Here is a 15151-nt window from a genome sequence, read left to right on the forward strand (position 1 = left end):
CACCTCGTTCTGACGGGTTGGCAGATTTTATTTGGAGCGAAGCCATCAACGAAGTGTTTTCACACGACCTCGGCCGAATGTAGCCTAACCATGGGCGGTCACGCCGCGGTGTGTTGCGGTCTTGATCCTGCTGTGAAAGCACTCTCGAGCTGGTTTCAAGCTAGGCTCGCTCAACAAACCATCGCTCGATAAAGTGTGAAAACGTGCCGTCGTCATCTGGCTCGAAGCGCCCGCTCAAGCTGTCGATGCTGCCGAAAACCGCACCCTCGTTTCCAAACAGCAAAGCCTCTTGCCCACCTGCAAAGTCATCGCCGATCAGAACCACGTCCCGCAGCCCATCTGCGGTAACTTGATCAAAGACGAAAGAAGGCTCCACTGGTGCTCCATAAACCGAATATCGACCGTGTCCGATGGTGCCGAAACCGACCTCGCAGAGAAACTGCACGTAGTCTCTGGGCAGCTTCGGGTACTCAACAAGGAGGGCTGCTTTTCGCTCCTCCGTCATCAACTGAAGCGTCGATTCAGGATATTGATCTACGAGGTATTTGCGCAATTCGTTGAGGGTCATGGATGGCGCGCCGTTGCCTTGGTTTCGATTACCCGCCCCTGGACGAGGTTCTCAGGGAATGATGCCTAGCGCGTACGGAAAAATTTCCACCAGGGACGTCGTTGCTTGCTGGAGAGCTCGACTGCTTCGGATCTGGGGAGCTTCTCAGATGTCGGCTCGGTCTCCGCATCCGGAATGTTGGAGCGGACCCTAAAAAAATGGTAGATCGGCTCTGTCGTGGTATCCCAAGGGCACACGCCATACTGATCCATCAATATGTCGCTAAGCATCTGCTGAGTCAGAAAATACTCTGCGACTTCGACCCTGGGATTCTCCAAATAGAAAACACGCTGCCTTTCTTCTGGCGGGCAGTCGTCCTCCTCTAGGTACCACTTTGCCGAGAGCCATCTCTGCTCGATGCTGGTTGGCTGTCCATGTTCAAGCAGGGGTGGCAATCGAGCTACGCCCGTCGTTTGAAGCCGAGAGCGCCTCCGCAAGCCATTTTCGACAAGTGCGTAGCCGTAGCTTCCGCCTGAACCGTAGTTGCAAAAGATCATGAATGCCGCCGGAGACCCGAGGCGCTGATGAAGCGAGCCAAGGTCACTGCTCTGATCCTCTAGATGTTTCCACGCCAGTGCATCGCTGCATATGAAGACGGCGCCACCGAAATCCTGGACCATCACATCCCCGGCGTGGCGGATATCAAACTCCCGCACATTCGGGTGCGGGATCTCCTCATATCGGTCGTCAAGCAGCTCTGAGACAAATCTCTTTAGGTCTGCAATCTCGGTGGTTGGCCGAAAGACGATTCCCGCTTGTGCGACTCCCATGAATTCTTCTTGGTCAGTTCTGCTTTTCCCACCGCGCCGAGCGGTGGTCCCTTATTGGCAGATTCTTGCCGCACGGCGGCACAAAAATCATCGATCAAATACGCGCCGCCAGTGTATTGAGCATCTTGGCGAGGCCGGTATCCGTTGAACTATAGGGATGATCGAAGTGTTCAATTTCCAGCCACTGTGCTTCCTGGCCCGGATGGACGTACTTCTCAAAATCGTCGACGAGCAACACTTGGTGTGGGCTTACGCCAGGAACGAATTGGAGGTCTTTGGTCTCGCCGTGCCAAGTGATGTACTCCATATCCGCAAACCAGGAGGGCGCGATTCCCTCCTCCACCAACAGGCGCGCGATCTTTCTGAATCGCTCTTCCTTGACAGTGGTGAACATGACGATGCGGGGAAAGAGTTCAGCGCAACGATCCAGGAACTCAGCCAAGCCCGGCCGCGGTATCTGGCTCATCGCGTTTGAGATCAGGGTGCCTTCGAGATCGAGAGCAAGGACGTAGCTGTTCATGAATGGACGTGATTGGCCGCGAAGGTCGGGGCTTGACTGAGAGCAGACTACTCCGCCAGCTCAAAGGGACCAAATTCCCGATGGACTTCGCCAGCGCGAAAGTCACGACCCCATGTGTCGAACATTTCTTCGCCGACACCTCGCGCAAAGAACGTGACCGTCGGGAATGCCAGCGAGACTTCTCGAAGCATTGCTATCAAAAGTTCTGCATAGATGGAGTTGTAGCCCGGGCGATCAAGCCCTTTTCCTTCGGCAGACGCCTGCAGGTCTTTGAGGACATCCAGCGACCAACCATTGCTGACAACAAAGCTCTCGGCCGCTTCGGCGATCAGTTGAGGCGTAAGACTTCCAGACGCGTGGTCGGCATCGTCCCACTGCAGTTCTAAGCGGGTGTAGTAGCTCATGGTTCTTCTCTCTCGTCAAAAAGGCCCGTCAAGAGGGGACGCACAGATGTCCGCTCCTGGCCGAGCCGGCCGTATCCGCCGCATTTTGCCGTCTCCGCACCCCACGCCGGTGGCCAGCCGTCGATCAAAGCTCCATGCAATAGCGGCTCAAAGGCGCGCAAGCCAGTTGCGCTTCCAGCGCACTCCAGGCGCCCGACGCCACCGCACGATCGATATGCGCCTGATGGTGGCGCTTTGACTCCCACGATTCGACCAGCGTGAACGCGCAGGCGTTGTCGCCGTGCCCGAACAGCTGCACGCCACGGCAGCCATCGGCCGACGGCAACGACTGCTTGACCAGGTTCATGAGCTCGGCGAATGCAGAAGCGCCCTCTGGCTTGGCTTCGAAAGTGATGATGACGTTGATCGGGTCCATGAAATTTCGCGCTGCTTTCAACAAAAGAAAAAGGAAGCAGGCAGGTTAGCCAGCGCCCTCCCCCGCGCCAAGACGCGAAGCTGCGAACACATTGACCATGGCTGCGAAGCTGCCGCAGCCCCCTCATCCTTTAACCCGACTGCACGCGCCGCACGTATTCCGCGGGCGTTGCCTCGAACCGCCTGCGGAACGCGCGGTTGAAATGCGCCGCGCTATCGAAGCCCACCTTCGCAGCCGCATCGCCGGGGCGCAGCCCGGTGCCCAGCATCAGCATGCGCGCCTCTTCCAGCCGCAAGTCGCGAATGCAGCGCATCGGCGTGACCCCTGCCACCTCCCTGAAACTGTGCGCGAAGTGCGAAGGGCTCATGTGCACGTGGCTGGCAATTTCAGCCACCGACAGCGGCCGGCCCAAGTGGCGGCGCATGAAGGCGATGGCCGCCTGTATGCGCGCGCCCGCCTTGGTGACGGCGCTCGCGCTGCGAATGGCCGCCGCCGCCTCGGAGCGCAGCAGCCGCAGCACGATTTCTTCGACCGCCAGCGGCGCGAGCGTGCGGCGATCCACCGGGTCGTTCGCCGCCAGCAGCAGGCGCGCGAAGGCCTCGACCACCTCCTGCCCCACCGGCGCCGTGAAGTTCTCATTCACCCTGGCCGGCTCGGCCGCGAGCGTGCCGCTTTCTGCCAAGGCAACGAATGACTTGACCAGCACGTCGGGCGGCAGATCGAGGTGAATGGCGAGGTACGGCTCTTCGGCGCTCGCCCCGACGACCGTGCCGAGGCACGCGACCTCGGCGCCGAGCACCAGGCATTGGGTGGCGCCGTAGTCGAGCGAACGGCGGTCGCTATTACCAAGGTGCGCGGTCTTGCGGCCTTGCAGGACGACCACGACGCCGGGTGCGAGGCGTTGGCTTTTCTCGTAGCGGATGGGGTGGGAGAAGCGGTAGTAGCGCAGGCCGGAGTAGAGGGCGTCGGTGCGGCCGTCTGAAGAGGCTCGTGCCGCGACCATGTTTCGGAGGCGTGCCCAAGTGGCGGAAACGCTTTCAGATTTGCCATCGGCAACGGGTGAAACGGGCATCGGCTGTGTTGTGGAGAAAAAGCTGGCGCTACATGGCGCCGGTAGTGTTCCGTTGAAGCGCTTCGTGAACCACGCCAGTGGCGGTGTTGACGGTGTTGATGCGGACCAGCAGTGCGTCGTTGAGCAGGCGCAGCAAGGCGCTCAGTTCGGTGCGACTTGGAGGGAGTACTTCGCAGTCGCTCAGGGCGTTGGTGTCGATGAGCTTTTCGAGTGCTGTGTAGGCGCGCACTACGTCGTTGAGGGCGCCGGCGTCGTCGCAGGCTTGCAGAGCGAGTGCGTCGAATTCGACGTCGAGAGAAGCAGAAGAAATGCGAGATTGCGGACGCGCGCGGGAAGATTCAGCCATGAAATGGTCTCCAAGGTTCGCAGAGGTTTCATCAGGCTTCCAAACCCGGCCACGCCATTGGACGCGACGGGGCAGTATATCGACGAGCTTTCATCTTTCCAGGCTCATTCGTTCCACCGAACGAGAACGAAGCCCTCGCTGATCCTTGATTGAAGCGCAACTATCTTCTGCCCCAACCCCCATTTATCCGCAAAGGCAACCCCAAGACACTCCTCCTAACCCAAGAAGGAGTGCCTCATGCCAATCGCCCTGCTCGCGCTGACCCTCAGCGCCTTCGCCATCGGGACGACCGAGTTCGTCATCGTTGGCCTCATCCCCACTGTCGCTGCCGATCTCGGCATCGGCCTTCCCTCTGCCGGCCTGCTGGTCAGCCTCTATGCGCTGGGTGTCGCCATCGGCGCGCCGGTGCTCACCGCGCTCACGGGCAAGCTGCCGCGCAAGGCGCTGCTGCTTGGGCTGATGGCGCTGTTCACGCTCGGCAATCTGCTGGCGTGGCAGGCGCCGAGTTATGAATCGCTGATTGCCGCCCGGGTGCTCACGGGGCTGGCGCACGGGGTGTTCTTCTCGATTGGCTCGACGATTGCCACGGGCCTGGTGCCGAAGGAAAAGGCCGCGAGCGCCATTGCCATCATGTTCACCGGGCTTACGGTGGCGCTGGTTACGGGCGTGCCGCTGGGCACGTTCATCGGGCAGCACTTTGGCTGGCGCGAGACTTTTCTGGCGGTGTCTGCGCTGGGCGTCATTGCGTTTGTCGGCAGCTGGGTGTTCGTGCCCAACAACATCCGCCACACGCCGCCGGCCTCGCTGGCGCAGCAGGCCAAGGTGCTGGCGGAGCCGCGGCTGTTGCTGGTGTATGCCAAGACGGCCATCGGCTACGGCGGTTCGTTTATTCCGTTCACGTTTCTGGCGCCCATCCTCACGGAGGTGTCGGGCTTCAGCGCGGGCGCTGTGGGCTGGGTCATGCTGGTGTACGGCGTGTCGGTGGCGGTGGGCAACATCTGGGGCGGCAGGCTGGCCGACCGCATGGGGCCGATTCCGGCGCTGAAGATCATCTTTGCGCTGCTGGCCGCGGTGCTGCTGGTGTTCAACTTTGCAGCGCCGCACAAGTGGCTGGCGCTGGTGGCGGTGCTGATGTGGGGCGCGGTGGCTTTCGGCAACGTGCCGGGGCTGCAGGTGTATGTGGTGAAGCAGGCCGAGCGCTTTACGCCTCAGGCGGTCGATGTGGCCTCGGGCCTGAACATCGCGGCGTTCAACCTGGGCATTGCGCTCGCAGCATGGGTGGGCGGGCTGATCGTGACGCACCTTGGCTTGATGCACACGCCGTGGATTGGCGCGCTGGTGGTGCTGGTGTCGCTGGCGCTCACGCAGTGGAGCGGAACACTCGACCGACGTGCCGGCATTCCGGTGCGGGCTTCGGGCCCGGTGCCGGTGGGGCACTGAGCGGCCCTCTTCTTTCTCTTTTTTTTTTTTAAAGACGCACAAGGACGAACAACATCATGACAACCGACAACACCATTCCCGCCTTCGGCCTCGGCACCTTTCGCCTGAAGGGCCAGGTGGTGATCGACTCGGTGAAGAACGGGCTCGACCTGGGCTACCGACTGATCGACACGGCGCAGATCTACGGCAACGAGGCCGAGGTGGGCCAGGCCATTGCCGAAAGCGGCGTGCCGCGCGGCAAGCTCTTCATCACGACCAAGATCTGGACGGACAACTACGCAAAAGACAAGCTGGTGCCCAGCCTGAAAGAAAGCCTTGCCAAGCTGCGCACAGACCATGTCGACCTGACGCTCATCCATTGGCCTTCGCCCGGCAACGCGGTGCCGGTGGCGGAGTTCATGGGCGCGCTGGCGGATGCCAAGGCGCAGGGGCTCACGCGGCAGATCGGCGTTTCCAACTTCAACATCGCGCTGATGAAGGAGGCCATTGCGGCAGTGGGTGCGCAGAACATTGCCACCAACCAGATCGAGCTGCACCCCTACCTGCAGAACCGCAAGGTGACAGAGTTTGCGAAGAGCCAGGGCATTCACATCACCTCTTACATGACGCTGGCGTACGGCAAGGTGCTGGCCGACCCGGTGATCGAGGCGATTGCCAAGGCGCACAACGCAACCACCGCGCAGGTGGTGCTGGCGTGGGCCATGCAGCTGGGTTACGCGGTCATTCCGTCATCGACCCAACGCACCAACCTCGAGAGCAACCTGAAGGCGCAGCAGTTGCGGCTGGCGGATGCCGAGATGGCGCAGATTGCGGCACTCGACCGCGGCGAGCGGCTGACCGACCCCGCGGGCCTTTCGCCCGCATGGGATTGATACGAGTGTTTCAGGGCTGAGCTACCCCTTGATTGGCCCGCAACGGCGGGCTCGTGTGGCATTCTGAAGCGGGGCTGTATTGGTTTGCGCGCGCACTTTGTCGACGTGGCGCCTGACGGCATTTCTTTTCAACCACACTCGATCGAGGAGTTGCGATGCGGCAACTTGGACGAACGCTGCGCGCGTTCGTATTCGTTGGGGGCTGGGCGTTGGTGCTCGGCATGTCGAGCTGCGGCGGCGGGGGTGGCGGAGGTGGTGGCGCGGTGTTTCCCATTGCGGCCGTGGGTACCCCGCCGCCGCCGAGCGATACGCCTGCCGCGCCGCCTTCACCGCCGCCGCCCCCACCCGCTGAGCCGGTCGATCCGCCCCCGGCAACCAGCCGCGTGGTTTCCGACAGCATTGCCTCGGCCAAGACCGGCGCAAGCTATCCGCTTGATATCTACCTGCCCGCTTCTTACGACGGCAGCTCAACGCGCTACCCCATCATTTACGCGATGGACGGCGACGCGATCTTCAACCCGCCGGGCACGCGCTTTTCCAACTTCAAAGACATTCTCGAAAGCCGCGGAACGCAGGCAATCCTGGTCGGCATTGGCGGCACGTCGCGCCGCGAGCAGGACTACACCTTGCCCGGCGCAAGGGCGTATCACGACTTTCTGACGCAAGAGCTGGTGCCGTTCATCGAAGCGAAGTACCGCGTCGACACAGGCAGGCGAATGCTCACCGGCCTGTCGCTGAGCGGGAGCATGGCGGGCATTGCGCTCTTTCTCGAAGGGGCGGCGGGCAGCTTGACGTTCTCGCACTTCCTGTCGTTCGAAGGCGCGTATTCGTACCAGGGGCCGGAGTACGAAAACCTCGAGCAGCAAATGCACGACGCGCTCAACGGCAGGCCCCTGCCCGCCACGCTCATTCTTACGCGCTGCAGCGACCCGGTCGAGTGCAACTCGGGCCCTGTCGACTCGATATTCAGGCGGCTGCAGGGGCGCGTGTACCAGGGCCTGACGGTGGAAGAAACCACCTACTCGACCACGCACACCGCAACCGATATTCCGTCGTTCACGGATTCGGTCGCGAAGCTGCTGCCGTAGTAGGCCCCGGCTGTCGCCGTCAGAAGCGGTCTGGCAGCCCCATGGCCGGGTCGCTCACCGAATGCCGGCCGGTCTCGATGCGGCCGGCAAAGCGCCGGTAGAAAGACGGGTCGGCATCGCAGGTCACCACAAAGTCGTACCACTGGCCGCTGGCGTCCAGGCTCCAGCGCATGGCGGTGTCGCCGCCGCCCTTGACGCGAACGCGCCATGAGCCGTCGGGGTGGGGGCGGTAGATGCCGTTGTTGCCGTGGTCGCCGTGGTTGTTGTTTCCGTTGTTGTCGTGGCGGCGGTCGTTGTCGTCGTCTTCGCGGTCTTCATGGCGGCCCTTGCCTCCGGCCTGGTAGGCGTCGGGTCGCGGGTAGGCCTTGTTCGACTGCACGGCAAAGCGGCAATCGCGCCGACCGTCGTTGCGCATCTGCAGGTAGATGTCGCCACGGCGCGCGTCGTAGCCCACGCGAATTTCGGGCGCGGCCGCACCGCCGGCGCGCAGCCGGTTCAGGTCGCCCTTGAACTGGCGGTGAAAGCCGTTGGGGCCGAGCACCCACAGGTCGTACAGCCCGGCGTTGTCGGTCATGGCGTTCCAGTAGCCGTCGAGCTGCTTGCCGGGCTCGACCGCATAGCGGCGCGGCAGGCTGTCCGACAGGTGCAGCTTGTCGTACACGTGGAACACGGCGGCCGCCTTGCCGCTGTTGGCAAACAGCAGCTGAACGCGGCCGTTGAGCGAATCGCTGCGGGCGCTGGTGTGCAGCTCGTAGGGCAGCGCGCGCGAAGGCCGCACACCGGTCGTCTGCACGGGCAATGCGGCATCGGCCGTGGGCACGATGCTCGGCATGGCCTGTTGCGCGGCGGTGAGCGCATCGGCCTCTGCCTTGGTCTTGCGGCCTGCCAGGGTGGGCAAGGGCTCGTCGTTGGGCCGCTCGAAGTTGAAGGCGCTTGTGAGGTCGCTGCACACGGCGCGGCGGTATTTGCTGATTTGCGGTTCGGCCACGCCAAAGCACTTTTCCAGGAACATGAGCGTCGAGGTGTGGTCGCACACCTGCGAGTTGACCCAGCCGCCGCGGCTCCACGGCGAAACCACCCACATCGGCACGCGCGGGCCGGGGCCGTAGGGGCGGCCGTCCATGGCGGGCTGCCGCGGCGTGGCCGGCGTGTAGTTGTGATATTCAACGGCCACGTCGGCCTCGGCCATGGTGGTGGCGCCGGCAAGCGTTCCGTCGGGGTTGCGCGACGGTGCTGCGGGCGAAGGCAGGTGGTCGAAGAAGCCGTCGTTCTCGTCGAAGTTGATGAGCAGCACGGTCTTGCTCCACACCTCGGGGTTGGAGGTGAGTGCGTCCAGCACTTCCTGCACATACCAGCCGCCCTTGGCCGGGCTCGAGGGGCCGGGGTGCTCGCTGTAGGCAGACGGCGAAATGATCCACGACACTGCGGGCAAGGTGCCGTTGCGAATGTCTTCACGGAAGGTTTCGAGAAAGCCATACGGCATGGTGTTGCCGAAGCCCTTGGCCAGCGGGCTGAGCGGGTCGTCGATGGCCGGGTCATAAAACGGCCCCGCGGCGGTTACCGGCTGCGTGATGTCGGTGGCGGGCACGTACACCGGCCGGCGGGCTTCGGGCATCTGCTCGACGGCGGTGCGCCAGTGCCTGAAGCTCATCATCTCGTTGCAGCCGAAGTTGTCGATCAGGCTCTGGTAGACCTTCCATTTGACGCCGGCCTTTTCGAGCCGGTCGGCATAGGTGGTCCAGGTCCAGCCTTCGGTGGAGGCGCCAATGTCGTTGCCCGCGTTGAACTGGTTGTTGAGCACCGCCAGCTGCACCTTGCTGCCATCGACCGGGCTGGTGCCGTTGGGGCCGTTGGTGCCGCTCCAGTAGAACAGGCGGTTGGCAATGGTGCCGGTGTGCATGCCGCAGTGATAGTGGTCGCACAGCGTAAAGGCCTCGGCCAGCGCGCGCTGGAACGGCACTTCCGCAGTGTCGTAGTAGCCCATCGACAGCAGGTTCTTGGAGTCCGGCCACTTGAACATGCGGCCGTGGTCCCATGCGGCCTGCGAATCGGACCAGCTGTGCGGCGTGCTGCCCGCGCGCTGCGCGTTGCCCTTGCTTTCGTCCAGGCGGTAGGGCACATAGGTGCTGGGCGGCGACGTCTTGGTATACGTCTGGTGGAAGATGGTCTTGCCGTTGGGCGCCGGAACGGCAAAGCGGTCGCCATAGCCGCGCACGCCCTTGAAGGTGCCGAAGTAGCTGTCGAACGACCGGTTCTCCTGCATCAGCAGCACGACGTGCTTCACGTCCTTGATGGTGCCGGTGTCGTGGTGCGCCGGAATGGCCAGCGCGCGGCGAATGCTGGGCGGAAAGGTGGCCAGCGTGGCGGCTGCAATGCCGGTGCCCGTGGCGCTATGGAGAAACTTGCGACGTGTGGTCATGGTGGGTCGGTTTCAGGTGTTGATGATGCGCGCGCCTTCAGGGGGCGTAGCTGACGGTGGGTTCGCTGTTGTTGCCCGCGTCGGGCGTGGTCGGTGCGGGGTCGGTCTTGGCCGAGTTGCCGCCGCTGTCCTTTGCGGTGGCGCTGGCGCTGAAGCCGCCACTTCCGCCGCCACCATCACCACCGCCGCATGCGCTCAACGCGCAAGCGAGGACCAACAGCGCGAGCGGCGCGCGCAAATACAAAAGCCGTGAATGCATGGATGAGTCACTCCTGATTTCGCCGAGGCAATTTGAATGGCCTTTGACGACCGGCAGTGTCTCCGCCGCCAATGCATCAAGGCGGCATCAAGCGTACGGAGCAGCCATGACACCGCGATGTAGCAGCGATGCGAACCTTGGTAGGCATTGGAGGCAAATCAGTAATGCATTGGTAATGCATTGCCGATGTTTCTCAGTCGAACGGCGCCCATCGGCCAGATTCAGCGCACACGGTTGCCCGCTTGCCGTTCACCCTCACCTGCTCTTCATGCAGTTGCGATGCGGCTGAAGAATCGACGTCGAACGCAACGCCGAGTGCGCGCGCCACGCCGGCATCTTCAATGGGCAGCTCCCAGGTAAGAAACACCTGGGTGCAATCTTTCTCCGGGCCGAAGCTGGCCGCATCGAAACCACTGCCGCCGCGCGGAACCACCGCATGAGGCTGGCCGGTATCGAAGACCAGGACCGTGCCGCGCGCTAGCGGAATGCGATGGCCCGTGGCAGCAAAGTGCACGTCGAGCCCCTTGTCCTCGCTCACGAAGAGATTGCAGAACGCCGCACCGCCGTATTGCCCAGCATCGTGGTGGTACCTCGCACCGCGGCAAGCCATGAGGGCAACGTCGCTCGACGCAAGCACGTCACCCAGGCCGAGCGCGCGCGTCCACTCCGCCGCGGCCTGCACGCAGCGCGCGTAGTCGGGCCAGCGCGCACGCGCCCGCGCCAAGGGCAGCGGCTCGACGTCTCCGGGCTCGAGGGCCAGGCGCGAAGATATCTCGCGCTCCCAATCGGCCGTGAGCCTTGCAGGAGGCATCGGCACATCGACCGTGCCGGACAGCACGACATCGCCTACGCTGCGGCTGCGCATGGCGTCGCCGCTCAGGAAGTAGGAAACGAGGTGGTCTTCTCGCACGCGATGCGGTGGAGGGGAAAGGCTCATCCGCAGCAGTGTAGTGAGGCAGGTTCCGCGTGCCCGCCATCGCCGCGGGCGGCGTCAAGGTCTGAGCCTGGGCTCCCGCCTTGCATAGGCCAGAGCGGCAAGAAGGCCCAGGCCCGCCATGGCCGCGGCGCCCCAAGCCACCGCGGGGCTGCACAGCATGCGGCCGAGCGACGAGCGTGGTCCGCTGCCTGTTCCGATGCCTGTGGCGGCCTGTTCGAGCGGGGTGAGCGGCCGTGCCGTGTTGGGGTTTTCTTCGCCCTGGAGAACGGCCTGGGAAATTTCCAGCGGCGTCAGTTCGTCGGCAACGGGTCCGAGCAGCGATTTGTCGTTGGCGCGCATGGAAAGCCTTTCTTTTCGAATTTGAATCTGCGGCTAAGGCTCTCCTGGCGCCGGTCCCGCGTTCTACAGCCGACAACGGACTTTTGCGTAGGCCGAGGGCGCGCACGTTTCGTTGCAGGCCGAAGTGTTCCTCCCGCAGACTCTCGATGATCGGCGCACCATGCCAACGAAGATTGCAGAACGCCGTCAGGAGATCTCGCATGAGGCGATGCGGTGGAGGGGGCGGCTCATCGGCGGCAGTTTGGTGAGGCGATGGGAGTACGCGGCTTGATGAATATCATCGGGCCATGTCGATATCCGCATTCATTGTTCCGGTGCCCTCGGCCGAAGCGCTCGTTGGAGACCTGCGCCGGCGTTTCGATGCGACAACCGAGCTGGGAGTGCCCGCGCATATCACCGTGCTCGTGCCGTTCATGGACCCTCGGCACATCACACCTGCCGTATTGGAGCGGGCGCAAAGCGTATTGAACGGAGTTGCCGCGTTCTCCTTCTCGCTGAATACCGTGGCGTGCTTTCCGACGACTGCGTATGTCGCACCGCAACCGGCCGAGCCCTTCATCAGAATGACCAAAGCGCTCGTGGAGGCTTTTCCCGAATTTCAGCCTTACGGCGGAGAGCACCAAGGCATCATTCCGCACCTCACAGTGGCTCATGGCGACGCGGCCGAAGCCAGCGCAGTCGCCGCTGAGTTGCAGAGCCGGCTCGATGCGCTCGGTGCGGTCACCGCAAATTGCACTTCGGTCGTGCTGATCGAAAACTCGACCGGCCGCTGGGAAGAGATGCATGTCTTTGATCTTCCCAAGGGTGAGCGCTGATGAAAAGCCGAGTCATGTACATCGAAGCGAAGACGGGCGGGCTGACGGGACCAGCCCGCATAGGCCGCGTCACCAGTTCCAAATCTGGCGCAACGCTCTACTACGGAGGCAAGGCGTTCTGCAGCCTCAAGGGCGACGGCTTCAAATCGAACTACTACGACGTTGAAACCGGCGAGCACTACTGGATCTCTGGTCCCAGGAAGGACGGGAAAGACGCCCTGTATGCAACGCACATCAAGCCAGCCATAGACGACGACGCTCGCGATGAGTACTGGTCGAAGATCCGTGGACACGCCCCACCGGAGAGCGAGGGCCGCCGCTGAGCTATCGAAAGCAGCAGTAGCCGACCCATAGCCATTTGGCCAGAATGCGCCCATGAGCCAACATAACGACACGCAGGAGACCGCCGAACACATTCCTTTCGAGGAATTCCGCGAGGGGCTGCCGCAAGGGCGCTTTCGGGTCATCGTCAACCCCGCGCTGGCGGCGCCCTTCGTGTCGCACCGCATGCATGCGACGGCATTGGCACTTGCCCTCATCGGCCCCGGCATTGCCGCGGCGTTGGCCGGGCATCCGTGGATCGGCGGGCCGCTGGTGGTGGCCGGCATTCTGGTGCGGTGGTCCGTCAAGAAGCAGGCGCCACGCATTCTTTTGCACCTGGCCGCGCGCGTGCCATCGGTCTATGAGCAGGCCGGCGAGCATGGGGTGATGGAAGTGCGCCGCGCCTGAGGAGCGATGCGATGCAAACAGCGAACATTTATGCGGAACAAGGCGGCGAAGGCCCCGACCTGCTTCTCATGCTGCATGGCATGGGCGCAACGGGCGCCGTGTGGTCGCCCATGTGCGGCATGGCTGGCACGCGCTGGGCCGGCCGCTGGCTCGCCCTGGACTTGCCCGGCCATGGCCGCTCCGGCCGGCAAGACTCTTATGCAATTGGCCAATGCGCCGCGACCGTTGCGCGCGCCGCACTGCCGCACGTCGGCCCCGAGGGGCGGCTGGTGGTGCTCGGGCATTCGCTGGGCGGAGTGATCGCCCTCGCACTGGCCACCGGCTGGTTCGGCGTGGCACCGCACCGGATCTTTGGGGCCGGCATCAAGGCAGCATGGAGCGACGATGAACTGCGCCGCATGGACACGCTGGCATCGCAACCCGCGAAGAAGTTTTCCACGGAAGAAGAGGCGCGGGAGCGGTACCTGAAGGTTTCAGGCCTTGCGGGAATCGCCGATGCATCGGCGGCTTCCGCTGCAAGAGGCGTGGAGCGCGACGCCGATGGATGGCGCCTGGCGATGGACCCACGGGCCAATGCGGTCGGCAAACCGCCGCTGTCCGAACTGATGGCGCTGGCCCGCTGTCCCGTTCACCTTGGCCGGGGACGCGACGATGCTTTGGTGACGATGGAGCAGACCCGCGCGCTCGACCCTGATGCACGCGACCTCGGGCCGCACGGCCACAACGTGATGATCGAGGCGCCCGAAGCGGTTTGGGACTGGGTCGCTTCGTTCACCTGACCCAGGCGTCATTGCCCGTCGGTGGGTAGCGTGCCCACCACTGCCAAGGCGCCCTGGCGCGATCGCATGACCACGCCTTCGCCAGACGCCGGCGCGACGCCCGTCAGCGCACTGATGTTGGCCTGGTGAGTGGTCACCACGAGTACACCCGGGCCGCGCCAAGCCAGGAGCAGCGCCCGCGCACGCTCGCTCTGCTCGGGTTCGCGCGATCGATCGGAGAACAGCGAATTGAATGCACTGTCGACACGAGCCTTGATGGCGGGAAAGGCCAAGGTAGCGGTATCGCGCGCACGGCACCATTCGGACGTAAGCACGGTAGACACTGCAATGCCGCGTTCGCGAAACCGCTCGCCGATGCGGCGCGCCTGCTTGCGGCCCGTGTCGTCAAGGTTGCGCTGGGTGCTGCAGTCGTCCAGCCGCATACCGGGCGGGTCTCCGATTCCGGGTGCCTCGGCATGCCGAAACAGAACGACATCGCCATTGCGCAGCGCGCCCCACCCGGCATCGGTTTGGCCCGGGCCCGGCGCGCAGCCCAGCACAAGGGCACCGGCCAGCAGCATGCATACGGCAGCGCGGTTCATGTGAGCTCCTGGTACAGGTCGACGCCGACTCGAGCCCTATAGTAAAGACCCGCCCTCACCTTGGAAAGGAGTACCGCTCGTGTTCACGACACTTTCATTCAGGCCACTAAAAGAGCGCGACTTTCCGATGCTCCACGAATGGGTTCTGCGGCCCCACGTCGCCCAATGGTGGAGCGAGCCCAGCACGCTGGAAGACATAAAGGACGAGTACCTGCCCACGCTCGACGGCAGGTCTTCGACCAAGGCGTTCATCGCCAGCCTTGACGATGAGCCGATCGGGTTCATTCAGGTCTATGTGGTGCAAGGCTCCGGAGACGGCTGGTGGGAAGACGAAACCGATGCCGGCGCGAGGGGCATCGACCAGTTCCTGGCAGACGCCGCGCGATTGAACCAGGGCCTGGGCACCGCAATGATCAAGGCATTCGTCGACCGGCTCTTTCAGGACACGGCGGTTTCGAAAGTGCAGACAGACCCCTCGCCCGAGAACGCACGTGCCATACGGTGCTACAGAAAGGTCGGCTTCAAGAGCGTTGGCGAAGTCATGACGCCTGACGGGCCTGCGCTGCTTATGCGGTGTGAAAGAGAAGGTCCCGCCAGTGGCTCTATCTGACCCTTGCCAGTGCCCGATCGCACCCAGTTTTGAGATGGAAAAGGGCGTTCGTCAGATTCAGCGACGGATTCCTAATCTGCAGGGCCTCTACCGCGGCTTTGACATCGGTTTCGAAGCGCTTAAGAAACTCTGGTGAATCGTTCTCGGGC

Annotated in this window: 20 protein-coding genes; 8 read left to right on the plus strand and 12 right to left on the minus strand. The window is 63.3% G+C overall.

Annotated features, from left to right (window positions below; genetic code table 11):
* Positions 1–160: 160 nt before the first annotated feature.
* The 7 genes from V9L21_RS25135 to V9L21_RS25165 form a co-directional block, all read right to left on the minus strand.
* On the minus strand, positions 161–568 hold the full coding sequence (locus V9L21_RS25135) for a hypothetical protein (protein ID WP_337315510.1): 408 nt from the start codon (positions 566–568) through the stop codon (positions 161–163).
* A 65-nt stretch (positions 569–633) separates the two neighbouring features.
* The gene (locus tag V9L21_RS25140; RefSeq protein WP_337315511.1) at positions 634–1377 is read right to left on the minus strand and encodes a hypothetical protein; all 744 of its coding nucleotides are present in this window, start codon (positions 1375–1377) and stop codon (positions 634–636) included.
* Between the two features lie 94 nt (positions 1378–1471).
* Complete coding sequence (locus V9L21_RS25145; RefSeq protein ID WP_337315512.1) at positions 1472–1897, minus strand: NIF family HAD-type phosphatase; 426 nt, start codon at positions 1895–1897, stop codon at positions 1472–1474.
* A gap of 47 nt (positions 1898–1944) precedes the next feature.
* Positions 1945–2301, minus strand: coding sequence for a hypothetical protein (locus V9L21_RS25150; RefSeq protein WP_337315513.1), 357 nt, complete (start codon positions 2299–2301; stop codon positions 1945–1947).
* Between the two features lie 124 nt (positions 2302–2425).
* The gene (locus V9L21_RS25155) at positions 2426–2716 is read right to left on the minus strand and encodes a putative quinol monooxygenase (protein WP_337315514.1); all 291 of its coding nucleotides are present in this window, start codon (positions 2714–2716) and stop codon (positions 2426–2428) included.
* A gap of 130 nt (positions 2717–2846) precedes the next feature.
* Positions 2847–3719, minus strand: coding sequence for an AraC family transcriptional regulator (locus V9L21_RS25160; protein ID WP_337315515.1), 873 nt, complete (start codon positions 3717–3719; stop codon positions 2847–2849).
* A 97-nt stretch (positions 3720–3816) separates the two neighbouring features.
* Positions 3817–4134, minus strand: coding sequence for a hypothetical protein (locus tag V9L21_RS25165; protein ID WP_337315516.1), 318 nt, complete (start codon positions 4132–4134; stop codon positions 3817–3819).
* 237 nt (positions 4135–4371) lie between these two features.
* Here V9L21_RS25165 and V9L21_RS25170 point away from each other — a divergent pair, with 237 nt between their 5' ends.
* The 3 genes from V9L21_RS25170 (at position 4372) to V9L21_RS25180 (ending at position 7534) form a co-directional block, all read left to right on the plus strand.
* Positions 4372–5574, plus strand: coding sequence for an MFS transporter (locus V9L21_RS25170; RefSeq protein WP_337315517.1), 1203 nt, complete (start codon positions 4372–4374; stop codon positions 5572–5574).
* A gap of 56 nt (positions 5575–5630) precedes the next feature.
* The gene (gene dkgB, locus V9L21_RS25175; RefSeq protein ID WP_337315518.1) at positions 5631–6446 is read left to right on the plus strand and encodes a 2,5-didehydrogluconate reductase DkgB; all 816 of its coding nucleotides are present in this window, start codon (positions 5631–5633) and stop codon (positions 6444–6446) included.
* Positions 6447–6601: 155 nt separating this feature from the next.
* Complete coding sequence (locus V9L21_RS25180) at positions 6602–7534, plus strand: alpha/beta hydrolase (protein WP_337315519.1); 933 nt, start codon at positions 6602–6604, stop codon at positions 7532–7534.
* Between the two features lie 19 nt (positions 7535–7553).
* On the opposite strand, the gene V9L21_RS25185 is transcribed toward V9L21_RS25180, so the two are convergent.
* From V9L21_RS25185 to V9L21_RS25200, 4 genes are all read right to left on the minus strand, one after another.
* Complete coding sequence (locus V9L21_RS25185; protein WP_337315520.1) at positions 7554–9953, minus strand: phosphocholine-specific phospholipase C; 2400 nt, start codon at positions 9951–9953, stop codon at positions 7554–7556.
* A 37-nt stretch (positions 9954–9990) separates the two neighbouring features.
* Positions 9991–10212: a hypothetical protein gene (locus V9L21_RS25190; protein ID WP_337315521.1), complete on the minus strand. Its 222-nt coding sequence runs from the start codon at positions 10210–10212 to the stop codon at positions 9991–9993.
* A gap of 193 nt (positions 10213–10405) precedes the next feature.
* Positions 10406–11149 carry a hypothetical protein gene (locus tag V9L21_RS25195; protein ID WP_337315522.1) on the minus strand — a complete coding sequence of 248 codons (744 nt, stop codon included), beginning with the start codon at positions 11147–11149 and terminating at the stop codon, positions 10406–10408.
* 54 nt (positions 11150–11203) lie between these two features.
* Positions 11204–11488: a hypothetical protein gene (locus tag V9L21_RS25200; RefSeq protein WP_337315523.1), complete on the minus strand. Its 285-nt coding sequence runs from the start codon at positions 11486–11488 to the stop codon at positions 11204–11206.
* 287 nt (positions 11489–11775) lie between these two features.
* On the opposite strand from V9L21_RS25200, the gene V9L21_RS25205 reads away from it, so the two are divergent.
* The 4 genes from V9L21_RS25205 to V9L21_RS25220 are packed head-to-tail and all read left to right on the plus strand — an operon-like array spanning position 11776 to position 13811.
* A complete protein-coding gene (locus V9L21_RS25205) occupies positions 11776–12303 on the plus strand; it encodes a 2'-5' RNA ligase family protein (RefSeq protein ID WP_337315524.1) in 528 nt (175 codons plus the stop codon).
* 14 nt (positions 12304–12317) lie between these two features.
* The gene (locus V9L21_RS25210) at positions 12318–12626 is read left to right on the plus strand and encodes a 1-deoxy-D-xylulose-5-phosphate synthase (RefSeq protein ID WP_337315525.1); all 309 of its coding nucleotides are present in this window, start codon (positions 12318–12320) and stop codon (positions 12624–12626) included.
* A 52-nt stretch (positions 12627–12678) separates the two neighbouring features.
* Positions 12679–13032: a hypothetical protein gene (locus V9L21_RS25215; protein ID WP_337297435.1), complete on the plus strand. Its 354-nt coding sequence runs from the start codon at positions 12679–12681 to the stop codon at positions 13030–13032.
* An 11-nt stretch (positions 13033–13043) separates the two neighbouring features.
* A complete protein-coding gene (locus V9L21_RS25220) occupies positions 13044–13811 on the plus strand; it encodes an alpha/beta fold hydrolase (protein WP_337315526.1) in 768 nt (255 codons plus the stop codon).
* 8 nt (positions 13812–13819) lie between these two features.
* Here V9L21_RS25220 and V9L21_RS25225 read toward each other — a convergent pair whose 3' ends face one another.
* On the minus strand, positions 13820–14392 hold the full coding sequence (locus V9L21_RS25225) for a histidine phosphatase family protein (protein WP_337315527.1): 573 nt from the start codon (positions 14390–14392) through the stop codon (positions 13820–13822).
* Positions 14393–14471: 79 nt separating this feature from the next.
* Here V9L21_RS25225 and V9L21_RS25230 point away from each other — a divergent pair, with 79 nt between their 5' ends.
* Positions 14472–15002, plus strand: coding sequence for a GNAT family N-acetyltransferase (locus tag V9L21_RS25230; RefSeq protein WP_337315528.1), 531 nt, complete (start codon positions 14472–14474; stop codon positions 15000–15002).
* Positions 15003–15151 lie beyond the last annotated feature (149 nt).

It is taken from the genome of Variovorax sp. CCNWLW235 (assembly GCF_037204085.1).
Taxonomy (GTDB): Bacteria; Pseudomonadota; Gammaproteobacteria; order Burkholderiales; family Burkholderiaceae_C; genus Variovorax.

Excerpts from the sequence above, each read along its gene's own strand:
- V9L21_RS25135 (WP_337315510.1), bottom strand. The coding sequence starts at position 568 with ATGACCCTCAACGAATTGCGCAAATACCTCGTAGATCAATATCCTGAA.
- V9L21_RS25140 (WP_337315511.1), bottom strand. The coding sequence starts at position 1,377 with ATGGGAGTCGCACAAGCGGGAATCGTCTTTCGGCCAACCACCGAGATT.
- V9L21_RS25145 (WP_337315512.1), bottom strand. The coding sequence starts at position 1,897 with ATGAACAGCTACGTCCTTGCTCTCGATCTCGAAGGCACCCTGATCTCA.
- V9L21_RS25150 (WP_337315513.1), bottom strand. The coding sequence starts at position 2,301 with ATGAGCTACTACACCCGCTTAGAACTGCAGTGGGACGATGCCGACCAC.
- V9L21_RS25155 (WP_337315514.1), bottom strand. The coding sequence starts at position 2,716 with ATGGACCCGATCAACGTCATCATCACTTTCGAAGCCAAGCCAGAGGGC.
- V9L21_RS25160 (WP_337315515.1), bottom strand. The coding sequence starts at position 3,719 with ATGGTCGCGGCACGAGCCTCTTCAGACGGCCGCACCGACGCCCTCTAC.
- V9L21_RS25165 (WP_337315516.1), bottom strand. The coding sequence starts at position 4,134 with ATGGCTGAATCTTCCCGCGCGCGTCCGCAATCTCGCATTTCTTCTGCT.
- V9L21_RS25170 (WP_337315517.1), top strand. The coding sequence starts at position 4,372 with ATGCCAATCGCCCTGCTCGCGCTGACCCTCAGCGCCTTCGCCATCGGG.
- dkgB (WP_337315518.1), top strand. The coding sequence starts at position 5,631 with ATGACAACCGACAACACCATTCCCGCCTTCGGCCTCGGCACCTTTCGC.
- V9L21_RS25180 (WP_337315519.1), top strand. The coding sequence starts at position 6,602 with ATGCGGCAACTTGGACGAACGCTGCGCGCGTTCGTATTCGTTGGGGGC.
- V9L21_RS25185 (WP_337315520.1), bottom strand. The coding sequence starts at position 9,953 with ATGACCACACGTCGCAAGTTTCTCCATAGCGCCACGGGCACCGGCATT.
- V9L21_RS25190 (WP_337315521.1), bottom strand. The coding sequence starts at position 10,212 with ATGCATTCACGGCTTTTGTATTTGCGCGCGCCGCTCGCGCTGTTGGTC.
- V9L21_RS25195 (WP_337315522.1), bottom strand. The coding sequence starts at position 11,149 with ATGAGCCTTTCCCCTCCACCGCATCGCGTGCGAGAAGACCACCTCGTT.
- V9L21_RS25200 (WP_337315523.1), bottom strand. The coding sequence starts at position 11,488 with ATGCGCGCCAACGACAAATCGCTGCTCGGACCCGTTGCCGACGAACTG.
- V9L21_RS25205 (WP_337315524.1), top strand. The coding sequence starts at position 11,776 with ATGTCGATATCCGCATTCATTGTTCCGGTGCCCTCGGCCGAAGCGCTC.
- V9L21_RS25210 (WP_337315525.1), top strand. The coding sequence starts at position 12,318 with ATGTACATCGAAGCGAAGACGGGCGGGCTGACGGGACCAGCCCGCATA.
- V9L21_RS25215 (WP_337297435.1), top strand. The coding sequence starts at position 12,679 with ATGAGCCAACATAACGACACGCAGGAGACCGCCGAACACATTCCTTTC.
- V9L21_RS25220 (WP_337315526.1), top strand. The coding sequence starts at position 13,044 with ATGCAAACAGCGAACATTTATGCGGAACAAGGCGGCGAAGGCCCCGAC.
- V9L21_RS25225 (WP_337315527.1), bottom strand. The coding sequence starts at position 14,392 with ATGAACCGCGCTGCCGTATGCATGCTGCTGGCCGGTGCCCTTGTGCTG.